Here is a 17,239-nt window from a genome sequence, read left to right on the forward strand (position 1 = left end):
TTATTATGAATAACGATGTGAATGATACGATAACGATAATAATTCCGACATATAATAAAGTTGATTTTATTTCTCAAACAATTGAAAGTGCTTTAAATCAAACTTATTCTGACTATAAGATTCTGGTTGTTGATGATTGCTCCTCTGATGGGACAGATTTAATAGTAAAAAAATATATATCAGATAAACTTAGATATATTAGACATGAAAAAAATTTAGGGCCAAGTGTAACATATAATGATGGAATTCTTATGTCAGATTCCAAATATGTTACTATCCTTGACAATGATGATATTTTATTACCCAATCATTTAGAGCTGATAATGCAAGAATTTAAGAAAGATGAACATTTAGATGTCGTATTTTCAAGATTGGCTGTAATTGATGAAAACAATAATATCACGAATGAAAGAAGGATTAATACAAACAAAGATAAATACAGCTTAATAAGACAAGCCTTTTATGTTAGTAATATTTTTCCTTCTCCAGGAGTTGCTTTTAATAAAACGTTTTTTAAACAAATTGGGCTATTTAATACTGGTTTAATTTTAATGCATGATTATGCACTAAATATAAAAACGGTTGTATATGGGCGATTTACAATTTTACCTCAAATAACTGTTTATTATAGGCGTTTCTCTGATAATAAAAAAAATCTTAGTGCTCTCGGTGAGTGGCAGCATAATTGTGAAGTTTTTGAGCGCAACATCGTTAGAGATATTATTTTTGATTCTATACCTAAAGATGAGTTTACCTCCTTTTTCCCTCAGTTTACTAATGTCGGTAATACTGAGTATACCGATTTTCTTTTGATAAAAGAGGCTTGTCTTTCGCAGTCTCACGATCTAAATGAATGGGGGTTTTCCAGGATCCAAAAATATTTAGATGATAACCGTGATTTTTTTACTAACAATGTTTTTAATTTTCAATACACTGATTATATAGACTTATATAAGAAAAGGATAAAGCTTAACTATACCCAACTTACACGTAAGCAAAAGCTAATAAAAATGCTGAAAAAAATAATTAGAAGCACGATCGGCAGATTGTACAAGATGCTATAAAGAGTACTATATATAAAAAATCATTGGAAGGTTTTGATGAATTGTCCTGTTTTTTCGATTCTAATTCCCGTATATAATACGGAATGTTATTTAACTCGTGCCTTAGATTCAATTGTAAATCAGAGTTTTGATTTAGACAAAGTGGAGGTAATTGTTGTCAATGATGGTTCTCCTAATACCGATCTTTGTGATAAAATCGTAACTAATTATTCAAATACTCTTCATATTACCTACATAAAAAAAACTAAAAATGAAGGATTATATTTAGCAAGGAAGACAGGTGTTGAAAATGCACATGGGAAATATTATTTAAATCTTGATGCTGACGATGAACATACTCCTGAGGCTTATGAAACACTTTTTAATGTGTTAAAAAAACATAAAGAGCAGGATTTGGACTATATTGAATTTCAAATTTATGAAATTGGAAGTAGAAAAAAACCTTACACATATCCTATATGTGATAATAGAAACCTTGATATATTGTTACAACAAGAAATATGGACATCAATGTGTTATCGGTGTTTTAATACTGACTTTTTAAAAAAAGTATATTCAAATATGAATAATTTTTATGCTGTAACAATTGAAGATTTTTATCAAAGTGTTATATGCGAATATTATTCAAAAAGTAAAATTTCTATTCCGGAATTTTTATATAATCGTTATTTAGATATAGGAGTTTCTTCACAACGCCACTATGATGATATTGAAATATTTCTTAAAATGCAAATAAGTGTTGAAAATGTTTTTCATAATATTTATGAATTTTTTCATTCTAAAAATATTTATAACTATGATATTTATCTAAATAAGTTCTATAATAAATTTTATATAGATGCCTTAGATATAACTTCAAATACAATGGTGATTGATATAGCTTTAGATAAAATTGATGATAAATATCTTCATAAATATTTAATCAAACAATATAAAAACTTGTCTCATAATATGACAAGATATAGAGCCTTGTTACCAATAGCAAGTCGGTTAACTAAGCCTATGAAGTTTTTAAGCTCTATTAAAAGTTATTTTAAATTACACAACAATTTCTAGACAATATATGCGAAGAGCAAAGATAATACAATTATTTACAATTACAGATTCTCGAGGAAGTTTATCTTTCTTTGAAGAAAATAATCCTATTCCATTTAAAATTCAATCCTCATATTGGATATTTAATGGATGTCAAAGACAAGATTATGCACATAAAGAGAGTGAAGAATTTATAGTTGCGTTATCAGGTCATTGTGACATTATTATTGATGATGGAAAAATAAAAAAAAAATATATGCTTACTAAACCTTCCTATGGATTATATATACCTGATTTACATTGGAGTAAAATAGAAAATTTTTCCAAAGACTTTATATTGCTGGTTATTACTTCTTCTGAAATTGATAAAATAGATTGCATTTATGATTATGATGAGTTTTTAAATTTGCTAAATAAATGAAAAAATATAATGTGTACAGTTGTTCTGTTATTGAACTGAAAAAAGAATATTTATTGGGCGGCTATATGCTTGGCATCGGAAATAATAAAAATATTCCCTTTCAGGTTAAGAGGTGTTATTATTTGTATGATGTTCCAAACAATGAAAAAAGAGGAGCGCATGCTCATAAAAATTTAATACAGTTAATGATTGCAGTTTCAGGTTCTTTTGATATATGCCTGGATGATGGATTGAATAAACAAAGATTTACTTTAAATTCTCCATATCAGGGTTTGCTAATTGTTCCCGGTATTTGGCGAGATTTGAAAAATTTTTCATCGGAAGCTATTTGCTTAGTACTTACATCTGAACTTTATGATGAAGCCGATTATATTAGAAACTATGATGATTTTTTACAATACCGAAAAATGAATGTACATTAGGATATAGCAAAAATGTCCATATCCCTGATAATATTTCTCTTTTCGGAGGGTATATTCAAGATGGCTTAGTTGTAGCTGTTGTAGTTTTTTATTTTCTAAAAACAAAAACGATACATACTCAATATTTATGTTCTAAGGAAGAATTTACAAAATTAAGCCAAATGATTCTATGTATTATTATTCTATGATCGGTGAAGCAAAAAAATAAATTATAAAGAATTAAAAGAGAAATAAAATGTGTGATATAGAAAAATATGGGAACGACAGGTAATAATATTAAGAATAAATCTATGAATATTCCTTTTTTATCATTACAAAAAATAACCGAATCTTTTGAACCGGAACTTTCACAAAAAATTGCTGAAGTTGTAAAAAACGGCTGGTATATTCACGGCAAAGAATGCAAAGCGTTTGAAGAAAACTTTGCTCAATTTTGTAACGTTAAGCACTGCATAGGTGTAGGAAACGGTCTTGAAGCCCTAAAACTCATTTTGCATGCATATAAATTGCTTGGCGTTTTTAAGGCGGGTGATGAAGTTATTGTTCCGTCAAATACCTTTATCGCAACTATTTTAGCGGTAAGTGCTGAAAATTTGACGCCCGTTTTTGTTGAGCCGAATATAGATGATTATTTAATTGATGTAAAAAAAATAGAAAAAAAAATAACAGAAAAAACGAAGGCAATTATGCCTGTACATTTATACGGCAGACTTTGCAATATGGAAGCGGTTACCTCCATTGTAAAACAATATAACTTAAAAGTAATTGAAGATGCGGCTCAAGCGCACGGTGCAGCGGAAAACAAAAAACGCAGCGGAGCATTCGGCGATGCCGCCGGTTTTAGCTTTTATCCGGGGAAAAATTTGGGCTGCTTGGGCGACGGCGGCTGTGTTACGACTAACGATGATGAACTTGCAGTTGCCGTGCGAAAACTGGCAAATTACGGTTCAAGCATAAAATACGTGCACGAATACAAGGGAGAGAATTCCCGCCTTGACGAAATACAGGCAGCTGTACTTTCAGTCAAACTGAAAAGACTTGATACGGACAATGATCGCCGCCGTCAAATCGCTGCAATGTATAATGCTGAAATAAAAAATAAGGCTGTTATTTTACCCAAACCGCATCAAGCCGAAGAACACGTATGGCACATTTACTGTGTGCGGGTTCAGAACAGAAATGCGTTTATTGACTATTTAAAAGATTGCGGAATAGAGACGGTTATTCATTATCCAACTCCACCCCATAAACAAAACGCCTATAAAGAATTTTCACACCTTCAACTGCCGATAAGTGAGAAAATACATGCGGAAGTTGTCAGCCTTCCGATGAGTCCTATGTTGATAGACGAAGAAGTTCATTTTGTAATTGAAAAAGTAAACGAATGGAAAAATTAAAACTACTTTTTATAACTTATACCCATTCAAATGGAGGGGGTGCTGAAAAGGTTTTAACAACGCTTGTTAATAATTTGGATGCGGAAAGATACGATATTTCTATTTTTGAAATAGTACGGTATAATGTTAAGCAAGAACCTCTAAATAAAAATATTCAATTGCTCCCACCGCTTTACTATTGTAATGATCGAGATTATAAAGTTAAGGTATTAGACTATATCCTTGAACAGAAACCGGAAATTATCAGAGCTCTGAATAATTTTGATGCATACGATGTTATAATTACATGGAATTATCAATTACCATCGTTTATGCTTCCTGCTTTTCCCGATAAAAAAATGATAGCCTGGTTTCACGGGGCTATTGATGATTTGGATATTTCAGATAATTTAACTGCTGTCAAATGTAGATACTATCTGCAGAAAAACGCTTGGGGCTTTGCCGATAAAATTGTTACGATTTCACATAAATCGCTGCAGTCGTTGGGAACCGTTTTTCCGGAATATATGCACAAAGCGCAAATAATTCATAATGCGTTTGATGTAAAAATTTCAAAAATAAACGCGACCGAAAAAATTGAAGATATTTATGAAAACTGTTATTTACCGATTATAGTTTGCGCAGGACGATTGGATAAAAATAAAAACTTTTCGCTTCTTGTAAAAACCGTAGCAAAATTGAAAACCGATAATATTAAATGTGCTTTATTTATCATCGGTGACGGAGAAGAAAGAGAACCGCTTGTACACTTAGCAGCTGAATCAGGTGTAACTGATTTAGTCTTTTTTTTAGGCTATAAGCAAAATCCATTGCCCTATATAGGCCGGGCACAATTGTTATGTGTATCATCACTGGCAGAAGGTTTCCCTACTGTTGTTCTGGAATCGATGGCCTTAGGTAAACCTTTTGTAACAACACCGGTTGCAGGTGCCTCTGAAGAATTGGCTGACGGTGGAAAATGCGGTCTTGTAGCCGATTGGAATGCTGATGATTATGCGGAAAAGATAAAAACTTTACTAACCGATAAAGCTCTTTACGATAGAATGTCGGAAAATTGTATTAAAAAAATAAAAGAATTTTCCGTAGAAAATACCGTTCGGCAATTTGATAACCTTGTTGCTTCATTGCCGGAAAAATCGAATGTAACATTCGATATCCTTGGCAAAAAAGAAGCTTTCAGGCAAATGTGTTCCATTTATGTGTGGCACCCCGACAATCTGGTCAACAATATAAAATTTTCAATTACCAGATTTAAAACAACAAAAAAAGTCTACCATTTTATGCTGCTTGGTTATCATATATTGCGGTTTTTATTCTATATATTAACCGCCCCTTGCAGAATGTTTATGGCAAAAAACATCTTAGGGTGTGATAAATAAACTATGCATAAACCCCCTTTACCTACTATTTTAACATCTACAGGATACGGCGGAAGCGGTAGTTCAGCGGGAACGAATATCCTGGAGGAGTTTTCTTCGGTAACAAGTTTCGGCAATAAATTTGAATGTACTTTTATTCATGAAGCGGACGGAATTTATGATTTGGAAAATGCAATTAATGAAGGACATCGCTTAAAGATAGATTTAGCTGTTAAACGTTTTTTATCGCTTGCAAAAAAATTAAATCAAGATAGTGATTATCAAAAATATTTTAACGGACAATTTTATGAACTAAGTAAAAACTATATTGATTCAATTACAACATGTAAATGGAACGGTTGCTGGCACCGTGCTTTTGAAATAGAAAAAATAACCTTTGCGGAAAAACAAAGAATAAAATTTGCTGAAGCACTTTTTAGCACTTTGTATAAAAAAAAACAATTCGGCAGTTATGAACCTGATAGTTGGAGACCTTCATATAATCCTGTAATCGATTATTACTGTATCGGTAAGCAGTCGGATTTTTACGAAAGAACAAAAACGTATACGGCGGCTTTATTTTCCAATGATCTATATAAAAATAAATATACTTTAGTCGATCAGCTTTTACCGGTCTGCGATCTTAAACAATATTCCAACTATTTTTCCGATATAAAAACGCTCGTTATTGATAAAGACCCAAGGGATTTATATGCGGTACAGATGGCAGAATGGGGAGTCGGCTATATTCCATGCGATGATGTAAACGTATTTATAGATTGGTATAAGACAACACGGGCACAGCGGTATAAAATCAACACGGAATGGAAGGATGTCGCTCTTTTTATTCCGTTTGAAAGTTTGATATATGAATATGAAAATTCATTAGAAAAAATAAAAGAATTTACCGGCCTAAAAACCGATGAGCATGTGCATAAAAAGCAGTTTTTTATTCCTGAAAAATCAATAGCAAACACGCAAGTGTATAAACGCTACCCTCGATTAAAAAAGGATATTGAAAAAATAGAAAAAGAACTGGCAGAGTATTGTTTTCATTTTGAAAAATATCCTCCGATGCCGATTGATGTCGTAAACGATGACTATATTTTTATAAACGATATTTGTAAGACTGTGGAGAAACTACAATTAACCGGAAAATTATCACAGAACCGGAAGGTAAACCCTATTACATTGATTTTTAATGTATGCAAATTGCCCGTTTGCATTAAAACTTTCGCTGGGAGAAAAACATTAAAATCGAAATTAAAGGGAATAATAAAAATCGGATTGTTTTTTTTATCGTTTCCGATTGAGTTTTGTATGAATCTTGCATTATTTTTGTTTGCAACAAAGGATGCTTAATAAATGAAGTTTTCTATCATTATACCGATTTACAATACCGAAAAGTATTTGGAAAAATCGATTTTATCCGTTTTAGATCAATCCTACACCGACTATGAGCTCATTTGTGTTAATGACGGTTCAACAGATAATTCCACACAAATTCTGTCTACATTTGCTGATAATCCAAAAATAAAATTAATTCACAATAATGCTAACAAAGGCCCCCACTGTGTACGTAAAATAGGCGTGCAAAACGCTACAGGTGATTATATTTTATTTTTGGATTCAGATGACTGGCTGGAACAAAATGCGTTAAAAATATTAGCAAAAGAGTTAAGTAACAGCAGACCCGATTATATAGAATTCAGTTATTATATGGTTTCTGCCAATGGGCGAAAAAAAACATGGCGTTTTTCAAAGGCGGATAAGACAAAAAAACTTACAGATATATTATCATCAAAAGCAAATTTTACTATTTGGAATAAATGTTATAATGCAAATACCATAAAATCGATTTACGATGCCTTACCGGATTTTTATGCAGTATTTGCTGAAGATTATTATCAAATAGTGATACTTGAATATTTTATTAAAACACGAAAACTTATCACGTGTCCACTTTATAACTATAGAGTTACAACCGGTATAAGCAATATTCCGTATTTTGATAATCTTGAAAAGACGAAGAATATTGATATAAGTTTGAACAATATATCTCAAAATCTTTCTTCTTTCTTTGAAAAAGAAAATCATGTGGAATACACTCAGTTAATTCAATGTTTTATTAATGTAAGATATTTGACTATATTAAAAAATACGCATTCTTATGATGTTATTCGTATTGTAAAGGAAAGATTTGGTGAAGACGGGTTTACATTACTTTTAATGCAAGAACTGAAAATTATGGATGAAAAAACAAATAAGATAGACGAAAAATATGCCCCATTGTCTGTTTTTGCAAAAATTCTAAAAAAGCCATTTGCATATATAAAAAAAATCATTAAAACTTAAATATGCCAAAAAATATGAAAGTTTTTATAGTTAATCTAAAAGAATCTACAGATCGCCGTCAATATATGATTGAAGAAATGAAAAAAACAAATCTTCAATATGAGTTTTTTAATGCGGTAAACGGTAAAGATATAAAAAATATAGAAGATGTTTATGATCATGACTATGCTGTGACAAAAGTCGGTAGTCCCTTAAATTTAGGTGAAATAGGTTGTTGTATGAGTCATCTTTTAATTTATAAAAAGATGATTGATGAAAATATCGAAAGAGCTTTGATACTTGAAGACGATATTATTATTAGTGAGAAAATTGATGAAATAATAAAAGAAATATTGGAATTTAGTTTACAAAATAGTGTTATACTTTTGGGACAATCTTCTAAAAAATTAAAAAGGAAAATATATAAGACTAAACTAGATTCTATTTATACTATGTCTAAGATTTTTAATTCAGCATGTGGTACTTATGGATATATAATAGATAATAAGGCAGCAGAAAAACTTTATGATTTTAACTATCCAGTGAAATATGCTGCAGATATGTGGCATATATTTTGGCAGTTTATAAATATATACATTGTTGAACCTTATTTGATCGATTATAAAAGAGACGGCTGTTCAGTAATTGATTCCTATTCTAAACGTACCTACGATTTAAAGAAAACTAATCTTTCGATATTTTATATTTTTTTTAGAAAGTCAATTAGTTTATGTAAAAGAATCTTTTGGTTTTTACGTGATTGTATATATCGTGTTTTACCATAGGAATAAATAATGCAGCAAATAATAACATGCACAGGCTACGGATTTACCGGCAGTTCTGCAGCAACAAACATCATAGAAGAATTTGAAAATGTAAAAAGCCTTGATGCCGGTTTTGAGTGTACTTTTTTACATGAACCTGATGGTATCAGAGATTTGGAAACAGCTCTCAAAGAAGGACATCGTCTCAAAGTTGACATGGCGGTCAAAAGATTTTTAAGGCTTGTAAATATACTTAACTCCCAAGTCGAATTTCAAAAGTATTTTAATGGAAATTTTGAAAAACATTCAATCGATTATATAAATTCGATTTGTACTGCGCAGTGGCAAGGGAATTGGCACCGCGGTTCCGATACTATTAAGTTTTCAAAACAAGATTTACTTTATTATAATTTAGCAAAACAAGTCTTTCTTAATGAATATTCATATAAAAATTATTCTTTATATGAACCTGATACTTGGCATCCTACATATCAGATGAGAAATAATAGTTTCTATGCTTTTTTTGATGATTCTTTTTATGCTAAGACTCAAGATTATATAAAAAAACTTTTTTTGGAAGTCGGTATTCATGCGGACGCAAAAAGAGTTTTGATAGATCAGTTTTTTCCTGCTTATAATATATCGGCATATTTGAAATATGCTCCGCAAACAAAAATTGTTATTGTTGACCGCGATCCGCGTGATCTTTATGTGTTAAATAAAAGTTCTTGGGGAGAGCCTTATATTCCGACTGATGATGTAAATACTTTTATAAGCTGGTATAAGGGTATACGTTTTTCACAAAAAACAGAAGCTGAAAATAAAAATGTTCTTTTACTTCATTTTGAAGAGTTTATTTTTGATTATGAAAATTCGTTATTAAAATTAAAAACATTTTTTGAACTGCGGGATGAAGAACATATAAAAAAGGGGCTTTATTTTAATCCTGAAAAATCGGCAAAAAATACATACAAATTTAAAAACTATCCTCAGTGGGAAGATGATATTTTTAAAATTGAAAAAGAGCTGTCTGAGTATTGCTACGATTTCCCTGATGGATTGGATAATGGTATTAAAGTCGATAAAAGTAAGCCTGTGGAAAAATATATTCAAGATTCTTATGAGTTTCAACTTAAACAAGAACTGCCTGAAGAGTATAAAAATAAGGCGTATAGGTTATTGTTTGGAATAACTTCTTTCGGCGGTGTTTGTGAAAGTTTTAATCATAGAAAGACTTTAAAAATGAAAGTTAAGGGGTTTGTAAAACTGTTTATGTTTTTTCCTTTTTTTTTGATTGAATTTCCATATATGATTTTTAATTATTATAACTTAAAAAAATGAAATTCAGTATAATAATTCCGATATATAATCGCAGTTTTTTTATTGATGGAACTTTATCAAGTATTTTAAATCAGACCTATACAGATATTGAGATAATTTGTGTTGATGATTATTCTACGGATAATAGTCTTGAGCAATTAGAAACTTATGCTTTAAAAGATGACCGTATAAAAATAGTGCGACATCAGAAAAATCTTGGACCGCATTGCGCAAGAAAAACCGGAGTAGAAAATGCTTCGGGAGATTATATTCTTTTTTTGGACTGTGATGATGCTCTTAAAATATTTGCCTGTGCATCTTTATATGATATACTCTCAAAAACCGATTATGACGTTTTGGAATTTGCTTATAAACATAAAAATAAAAAAAACCTATCTTTACCTGTTCCATCTATTACGATAGACAATCTTTTTGACAGTTTGGTATATTTTAAAAATCCCAGAGCCGGTACTGTTTGGAATAAGGTATATAAAAAAAAACTGTTGCAAGAAGCTTTTTCAAAAATGCAAAGCTTTTATTCGGTAATGGGTGAAGATTTGTATGAATCTATTATCATTGCCTATTATGCAAAAAGCTATGCTTTTATAAATAAGCCTTTAATTTTGTATAATGATGAAAGCGGAATTTCAAATAAACAAAATGATTTAGCTGCCGTAAAAAAAAGTTTAGCTTCTATTAAAGCTAATCTTAATGCTTTTAATGTTTTTTTTGATATGTATGCAAAAGAAAAAACTGATGCGGTTGTGTGTATCGAAAGACAATATTTTAAGTATGTTTTTTATATACAAATTTTAATGAATACACAAAAAAAAGATTGGCTTAATTCTTTGAATTTGCTGTCTGAGTGTTTTAGTAACGATATGCTTTTAACCTACGAAAAAAAAATAAAAAAAACAATTTTAGGCCTGCGTTTAGAGCTTATAAAATATAAAATAAACAATCATCTAAGACGACTTATGCCATACAAGCTAAAAAAAATTATAAAGGATCTTTATGCGAACTTTTGTGCTTAATCTGGAACATAATACAGAAAGAAAAAAATATATGCAAGACCTTCTCAAGGATATACCGATTGATTATGAATTTTTCCCTGCCGTTTATGGTAAATCAATAACAAACATAGATCAGTTTTATGATTCTAAATTGGCAGAAAAAAGGGCTAAGCGGCAATTAAATGTGGGAGAAATAGGAACTGCTATAAGTCATAAAAATATTTATAAAAAAATGATAGATGAAAATATTGAACAAGCTCTGATTCTTGAAGATGACGTTACTTTTTTAGATGGATTTATTGATGTTTATAAAAAAATTGAAAAAATCAATGTAGGTAATAAAATAATTTTACTGGGTACAATCGTCAAGAAGAAAATAAAAAAAATATGGAAAAAAATACTGACACCCGAACATTCTATGTATTTGGTTTTAAATAATTATGCAGGGGCTTATGGATACATCATCGGATTGGATGCTGCAAAAAGAATATATTATCATAATAAAAAAGTTTTTATAGAAGCAGATAAATGGAAGTATTACCGTAGACTTTCTCAAATATGGCTTGTCTCTCCTTCTGTCATAACGGTTGATGAGATTTTTCCCTCTGAAATAGGGGATGAATTAAGGCACTAAGCCCTGTTTATTATGTTTTTGATTTAGAGAAATTTAAATGGCAATTATTTTATATACACTTTTTATATACCCGCTTGAATCGATTATTGAATTGGTTTTTTTGGTTGCGTTTAAGATTTTTAATGAGAATGTAGGCGGTGCAATAGTTATAGTAAGTTTATTTGTAAATATTGTTACTTTACCCATTTATGCTGCTGCAGAGCAATGGCAAAATAAGGAGAGATTATTACAAAAGAGATTAAAAAATAAGATTAAAGATATAAAAGCGGTATTTAAGGGAGATGAAAGGTATATGATTCTTTCTGCGTATTATCGCCAAAATAATTATCATCCCCTGTATTCTTTAAGAGGTATGTTGGGGCTCCTTTTTCAAATTCCTTTTTTTATTGCAGCATACCATTTTTTATCGGAACTAGCATTATTACAAGGCTCTGGGTTCTTTTTTTTAAATAATTTAGGCAAGCCTGATGCTTTGCTTAATATATTATCATATAAGATAAATTTTTTGCCGTTTTTAATGACTTTGGTCAATCTTTTATCGGTTATGATATATACGAAGAATTTTTCAATAAAAGAAAAAATACAGCTATATATAATGGCTATAGTTTTCCTTTTTTTACTTTATAATTCTCCTTCGGGCTTGGTTTTTTATTGGACTCTTAATAATATTTTTTCATTATTTAAAAATATTTTTGCAAAATGTAATTATAATAAAAAAATCTGGTACTGTTTAGGGCTTATTTTTATTGTGGCGGGAGGAGCTTTTTTTATAATTACGGCTCAGAAGCCTATTGCTATTATTCTTATGATTGGGATTATGGTAATATATATTTTAATTCCGTTTTTTATTAGACTTCTAAAATACTTTATCAATTCAATAACATTTTTTCAGAATATAAAAAACGTTAATTCTCTTTTTTATTTTTCTATAATTTCAATCACTGTTCTTTTAAGTATTGTAATTCCTTCCTCTTTGGTCTCTTCTTCCGTTCAAGAATTTTCCTATACAATTCAGTATCAAAGCCCTTTTTATTTGCTTTGGATTACTTTATTGCAAGGTTTCGGCTTTCTTTTTATTTGGCCTGCGATATTATATCGTTTGGCAAGCGAGAGAATTAAGCCGTTCTTTTCATTTATAGCTTTTATTATTTTGATCTGCTCTGTAATTAATGTTTTTGTATTCCAAGGGAATTACGGTTCGCTTACAGGCTTTCTTTCATTTTCAACAGATGAAGTTCTGATTCATTCAATAAACGAGAATGTGATTAACTTACTTTCTCTTTTTTTAGGTATAGTACTCATAGTAGTTACTCTTAAGTATAAGTTTTCTCAGAAATCTATTTTTATATCAAAGATTTTACTTGTTTCTTTTTTGATCCTTTCTTGTATTAATATGGTTAAAATATATTCAGGATATAAAAACGTTACAAGACTTATCAAAATAGATAAAAAGAATAAATCTATAGGACACATTGAGAAAGTTTATAGCTTTACTAAGACAGGTAAAAATGTATTAATTTTTATGCTTGATAGGATGCCTGGGATTTTTATTCCATCTATTTTTGATGATTTTCCTAAAATTGCAGAGAATTTTACGGGATTTACACTATATCCTAATACAATTTCTTTTGGAGGTCATACCTATATTGGAGCTCCGGCTTTATATGGCGGGTATGAATACACGCCTGCCGCGTTTAAGAAAAATACGGATTCAAATCGTGATATGTATAATGAATCTCTTTGCGTTATGCCGCGTCTTTTTTCGGAATCAGGTTGGAATGCGGTTATTACCGACGCTTCACTTGCCAATCATAGTTGGATACCGGATAATTCCATATTCGAGCCTTATCATGGGATTAAAGCTTTGAACATGGAAGGAAAATATGTAGGGGAGTGGATTCAAAAGCATAAAATAGGTGTGCAAAATAGTGTTCTTCCGTTTTCTGAAACCTTGAGGAACACAATCAGATTTTCTTTTTTAAAAGCATCTCCATATTTTTTGCGTAAAAGACTTTATAATAAAGGCAGGTATTTACAAAGTAAAGCCTCGGCATACGGTTTATTTGATTTTGTTGCAAAAATTGCTCCGCTTGAATTTATTGAGCGGGATATAAGTACAGGATATGATAAAGATTGTTTTAACTTAATTGTTAATAATATTTCTCATACGCCGATATCTGCTTCGCAGGCTCGTCTGTTTTGTTCGGATGAGTTTATAAAAAAGTGTGAAGACAGATCAAAAAATGAAATTACGTTAAATCATTATATATCGGATGCTTATCTTTTTTCGGCTCTTGGTGACATGATGAGAATTTTAAAAGAAAGCGGAGTGTATGATAATACAAGAATTATTTTTGTAGCCGATCATGCCTATGGAAATTTTATTTTAAATAATTCTATGTTTAATACTGATTTTAAGGATAAAACACTTCAGCAGACATATTATATGCCTATTTTGATGATGAAAGATTTTAATGCTTCCGGTAAATTGAAACTTAACATGGATTTTATGACCAATGCCGATGTTCCCATAATGGCAACAGACGGTTTTGATAATGTTACCTCCCCCCTTACAAAAAATCCCTTTACCGGAAAAATATTTAAAGAAACCAAAGAAAAAGAAGAATTTATTATTGGTAATATCTTAGAAGATGATATTTTAAATATTCATCTTAAAGAAAAGGATATTTTTGTAGAATCGAATTGGGCAAAAGTAAAAAAATAACTTTTTTTGAATTTTAATTAGCAGGTTGTTATGTTAAATTTTTTATATATGATTTTTATTTACCCTGTATATATGTTTGTTGAGTTTGTGTTTTTTCTTGCAAACAATATTACAGATGATTATATAGGGGGCTCTATTATTCTTTTAAGCATTATTGTAAATATTATTTGTTTACCAATATATAATGTTGCAGAGACTTGGCAAAAAAAAGAACGGGATATTCAAAGAAAACTAAAACCTAAAGTTAAAGATATAAGGGTAGTTTTTTCGGGCGACGAAAGGTACATGATTTTGTCGACATATTATCGGCAAAATAACTACCATCCCCTTTATGCTTTAAGAGGAATGTTTCCTTTACTTATTCAGATTCCGTTTTTCTTTGCTGCATATAAACTTCTTTCTAATCTAACGTTATTAAATAATGCTTCTTTTTGGTTTTTAAAAGACTTAGGAAAACCTGATAAATTGTTTAATATTGGAGGAGTATATATAAATTTCCTTCCGATACTTATGACTATAATAAATATATCCGCTTCTGCTGTTTATTCTAAGGGATTAAGCTTAAAAGAAAAAATACAGCTTTACCTTACAGCCGCTGTTTTTCTTGTTTTACTTTATAATTCTCCATCAGGTTTGGTTATGTATTGGACATTAAATAATTTATTTTCGTTATTAAAAAATATTTTTTATCGGGTAAGGTTAGATAAGCGAGTTTGGTATGCTGTAACCGTATTATGTTTTATATATTTTAGTATCTTTGTAAAAACCGATGATTCAAAATTGAGAATTAAGGTTATTGTTTATAGCCTTACCTCTATTGTTATACTTGTGCCTGTTATATGGCATTTTATGTCTAAATTTTTATTTAAAAATATTTGGAATATATTTTCAGATGATAGGAATAGATTTTTTCTTTTTTTTCAAGCTTCTATAGCATTTTTTATTTTTTTAGGTCTTGTGATTCCTTCATCGACTATTGCCAGTTCTCCCTTGGAATTTGTAAACTTTGAAAATATTACCAATCCGTTTTTTGTTCTTTTTTATTCGTGTGTTCAATCGTTAGGATGTTTACTTTGGTTTATATGCATATATAAACTTTTTCAAAAAAAAGCACAGACTGTTTTTACCCTTGCTTCCGTAATTTTACTTGTAATTTCAGTTTTGAATGCCTTTGTTTTTCGGGATGGTTACGGAAGCATAAATAATCTTCTTGTATTTTCGGATGCGAGTAAACTTAGACATTCTTTAAGCGAAATACTGATCAACATTTCAATAATTACAGTTGCAGGAATATTGGTTTTTATAGTTCTTTATTTTGATTTTTTGCAAAAATATGTTAGTGCGGCTTTAAAAATTCTTATAGTTTCGTTTTTTGTTATTACGGTAATTTCTTCTATAACAATTTATAGAGAATTTAAATCTATGAATCTTGCTGCAAAATCGGTTTCCACTCCCGATAAAGCATATAGAGTAAGTAAAACCGGGAAGAATATTTTTATTTTTATGCTGGATCGCTCAATGAATTTTTTTATCGATCCTATATTTGAAACTTCAGAAATAGTAAAAAAAGAATATACTGGTTTTACTCTTTTTGAAAATGCTATAGCATACGGTTATACAACAAATTTTAGTACCCCATCTCTTTTTGGCGGATATGAGTATACACCTGAAAATATTGATAAAAGATCAGACGAACTATTGGTGGATAAGCATAATGAAGCTTTAAGTGTTCTTCCAAGACTTTTTAGTGAACATAATTGGCACGTGAGTTTTACCGATCCTTCTTGGCTTAATTATTCTTGGATTCCGGATTTATCGGTTTTTTCGAAATATAATATTATTGCGAAAAACATAGATGGTAACGGGTTGTATACACAAGATTTTCTTAAAACCGGCACGAAAGAAACATTTGAAAAAGGCGGAATACGCGGTATTCGCCGAAATATGTTGTATTTTTCTTTTTTTAGAATTTTACCTCTCGAAGCTCGTAGAATTTTTTATGCGAACGGTATGTATGCTAGTGTAGGACTTCCCATTTATTCTGCTCCTTTTTTTAATGCATATTCGGCTCTGGAGAATATTGAAAAGGAAGTGGAATTTGTTGAAGATCAAAATTGCATAAATATTATTGTAAATAATTTAACACATGAACCTTCTGAACCTAGTACTATTAAACTTGCAGGAAAGGATTTTCTTATTCCTATAGCAGACAACTACTGTTTAAACGGATACACATCAGAACATTTTTATGTTAATTATTTGGCACATGAATCATGTGCTAAGTTCTTTAGATTTTTAAAAAATAATGATTGCTGGGATAATTCCCGAATAATAATTGCAGGAGATCATGGAAATGCTCCTATGAGAACCAAGTATACAACATATGCGAGTAAATTCGATAATCTTGATTTTATGCCTGATATATTAATGCCTTTAATAATGATGAAGGATTTTAATTCTGACGGAGCATTAAAAAAAGATAATACTTTTATGACCTTGGCCGATATTCCGTTTTTGACTACAAAGGATTTACCACCTGAATTGCAAAGAAACCCTTTTACAGGTAAAACATTTATTAAGAATCAAGATAAAAAAGTTGTAAAAGCAGTAATTTCAGGAAACTGGCATGCTAATCATCAGCTTAAGGCTACTCAGTTTGATGTAGACAAGGATGGTTGGATTTATATAAAAGATAATGTCTATGATCCTGCTAATTGGAGTAGAACAAATTTTAATGAGGAATAAGGAGAAT

At 30.2% G+C, this 17,239-nt stretch carries 14 protein-coding genes; all 14 read left to right on the forward strand.

The features are described from left to right. The first annotated feature begins 5 nt into the window (after positions 1–5). The 14 genes from E4N74_RS03605 (at position 6) to E4N74_RS03670 (ending at position 17,232) form a co-directional block, all read left to right on the forward strand. Entirely contained in the window at positions 6–1,064 is a 1,059-nt protein-coding gene (locus E4N74_RS03605; RefSeq protein ID WP_255818943.1) for a glycosyltransferase, read from the forward strand. A 36-nt stretch (positions 1,065–1,100) separates the two neighbouring features. After that, positions 1,101–2,120 carry a glycosyltransferase family 2 protein gene (locus E4N74_RS03610; RefSeq protein ID WP_255818944.1) on the forward strand — a complete coding sequence of 340 codons (1,020 nt, stop codon included), beginning with the start codon at positions 1,101–1,103 and terminating at the stop codon, positions 2,118–2,120. Between the two features lie 7 nt (positions 2,121–2,127). After that, positions 2,128–2,520, forward strand: a complete 393-nt coding sequence (locus E4N74_RS03615) for a sugar 3,4-ketoisomerase (protein ID WP_002678015.1) — start codon at positions 2,128–2,130, stop codon at positions 2,518–2,520. Further along, a complete protein-coding gene (locus tag E4N74_RS03620) occupies positions 2,517–2,942 on the forward strand; it encodes a sugar 3,4-ketoisomerase (RefSeq protein ID WP_255818945.1) in 426 nt (141 codons plus the stop codon). Before E4N74_RS03615 ends, E4N74_RS03620 begins: the two co-directional genes overlap by 4 nt. A gap of 290 nt (positions 2,943–3,232) precedes the next feature. Then, on the forward strand, positions 3,233–4,339 hold the full coding sequence (locus tag E4N74_RS03625) for a DegT/DnrJ/EryC1/StrS family aminotransferase (RefSeq protein ID WP_255819349.1): 1,107 nt from the start codon (positions 3,233–3,235) through the stop codon (positions 4,337–4,339). Then, complete coding sequence (locus tag E4N74_RS03630; protein ID WP_255818946.1) at positions 4,327–5,718, forward strand: glycosyltransferase; 1,392 nt, start codon at positions 4,327–4,329, stop codon at positions 5,716–5,718. The genes E4N74_RS03625 and E4N74_RS03630 overlap by 13 nt, the downstream gene beginning before the upstream one ends. A 3-nt stretch (positions 5,719–5,721) precedes the next feature. Continuing rightward, positions 5,722–7,059, forward strand: coding sequence for a hypothetical protein (locus E4N74_RS03635; protein ID WP_255806200.1), 1,338 nt, complete (start codon positions 5,722–5,724; stop codon positions 7,057–7,059). A 3-nt stretch (positions 7,060–7,062) separates the two neighbouring features. After that, a complete protein-coding gene (locus tag E4N74_RS03640; RefSeq protein WP_255818947.1) occupies positions 7,063–8,052 on the forward strand; it encodes a glycosyltransferase family 2 protein in 990 nt (329 codons plus the stop codon). Between the two features lie 14 nt (positions 8,053–8,066). After that, entirely contained in the window at positions 8,067–8,816 is a 750-nt protein-coding gene (locus tag E4N74_RS03645; RefSeq protein ID WP_255818948.1) for a glycosyltransferase family 25 protein, read from the forward strand. 9 nt (positions 8,817–8,825) lie between these two features. After that, complete coding sequence (locus E4N74_RS03650; RefSeq protein ID WP_255818949.1) at positions 8,826–10,136, forward strand: sulfotransferase family protein; 1,311 nt, start codon at positions 8,826–8,828, stop codon at positions 10,134–10,136. Continuing rightward, positions 10,133–11,149, forward strand: coding sequence for a glycosyltransferase family 2 protein (locus E4N74_RS03655; RefSeq protein ID WP_255818951.1), 1,017 nt, complete (start codon positions 10,133–10,135; stop codon positions 11,147–11,149). The genes E4N74_RS03650 and E4N74_RS03655 overlap by 4 nt, the downstream gene beginning before the upstream one ends. Continuing rightward, positions 11,130–11,762: a glycosyltransferase family 25 protein gene (locus E4N74_RS03660; RefSeq protein WP_255806205.1), complete on the forward strand. Its 633-nt coding sequence runs from the start codon at positions 11,130–11,132 to the stop codon at positions 11,760–11,762. Before E4N74_RS03655 ends, E4N74_RS03660 begins: the two co-directional genes overlap by 20 nt. A 37-nt stretch (positions 11,763–11,799) precedes the next feature. Continuing rightward, a complete protein-coding gene (locus E4N74_RS03665; RefSeq protein WP_255818952.1) occupies positions 11,800–14,487 on the forward strand; it encodes a membrane protein insertase YidC in 2,688 nt (895 codons plus the stop codon). 30 nt (positions 14,488–14,517) lie between these two features. Then, positions 14,518–17,232: a YidC/Oxa1 family membrane protein insertase gene (locus E4N74_RS03670; RefSeq protein WP_255818953.1), complete on the forward strand. Its 2,715-nt coding sequence runs from the start codon at positions 14,518–14,520 to the stop codon at positions 17,230–17,232. Positions 17,233–17,239 lie beyond the last annotated feature (7 nt).

Source organism: Treponema putidum, from assembly GCF_024401155.1.
GTDB classification, from domain to species: domain Bacteria; phylum Spirochaetota; class Spirochaetia; order Treponematales; family Treponemataceae; genus Treponema_B; species Treponema_B putidum.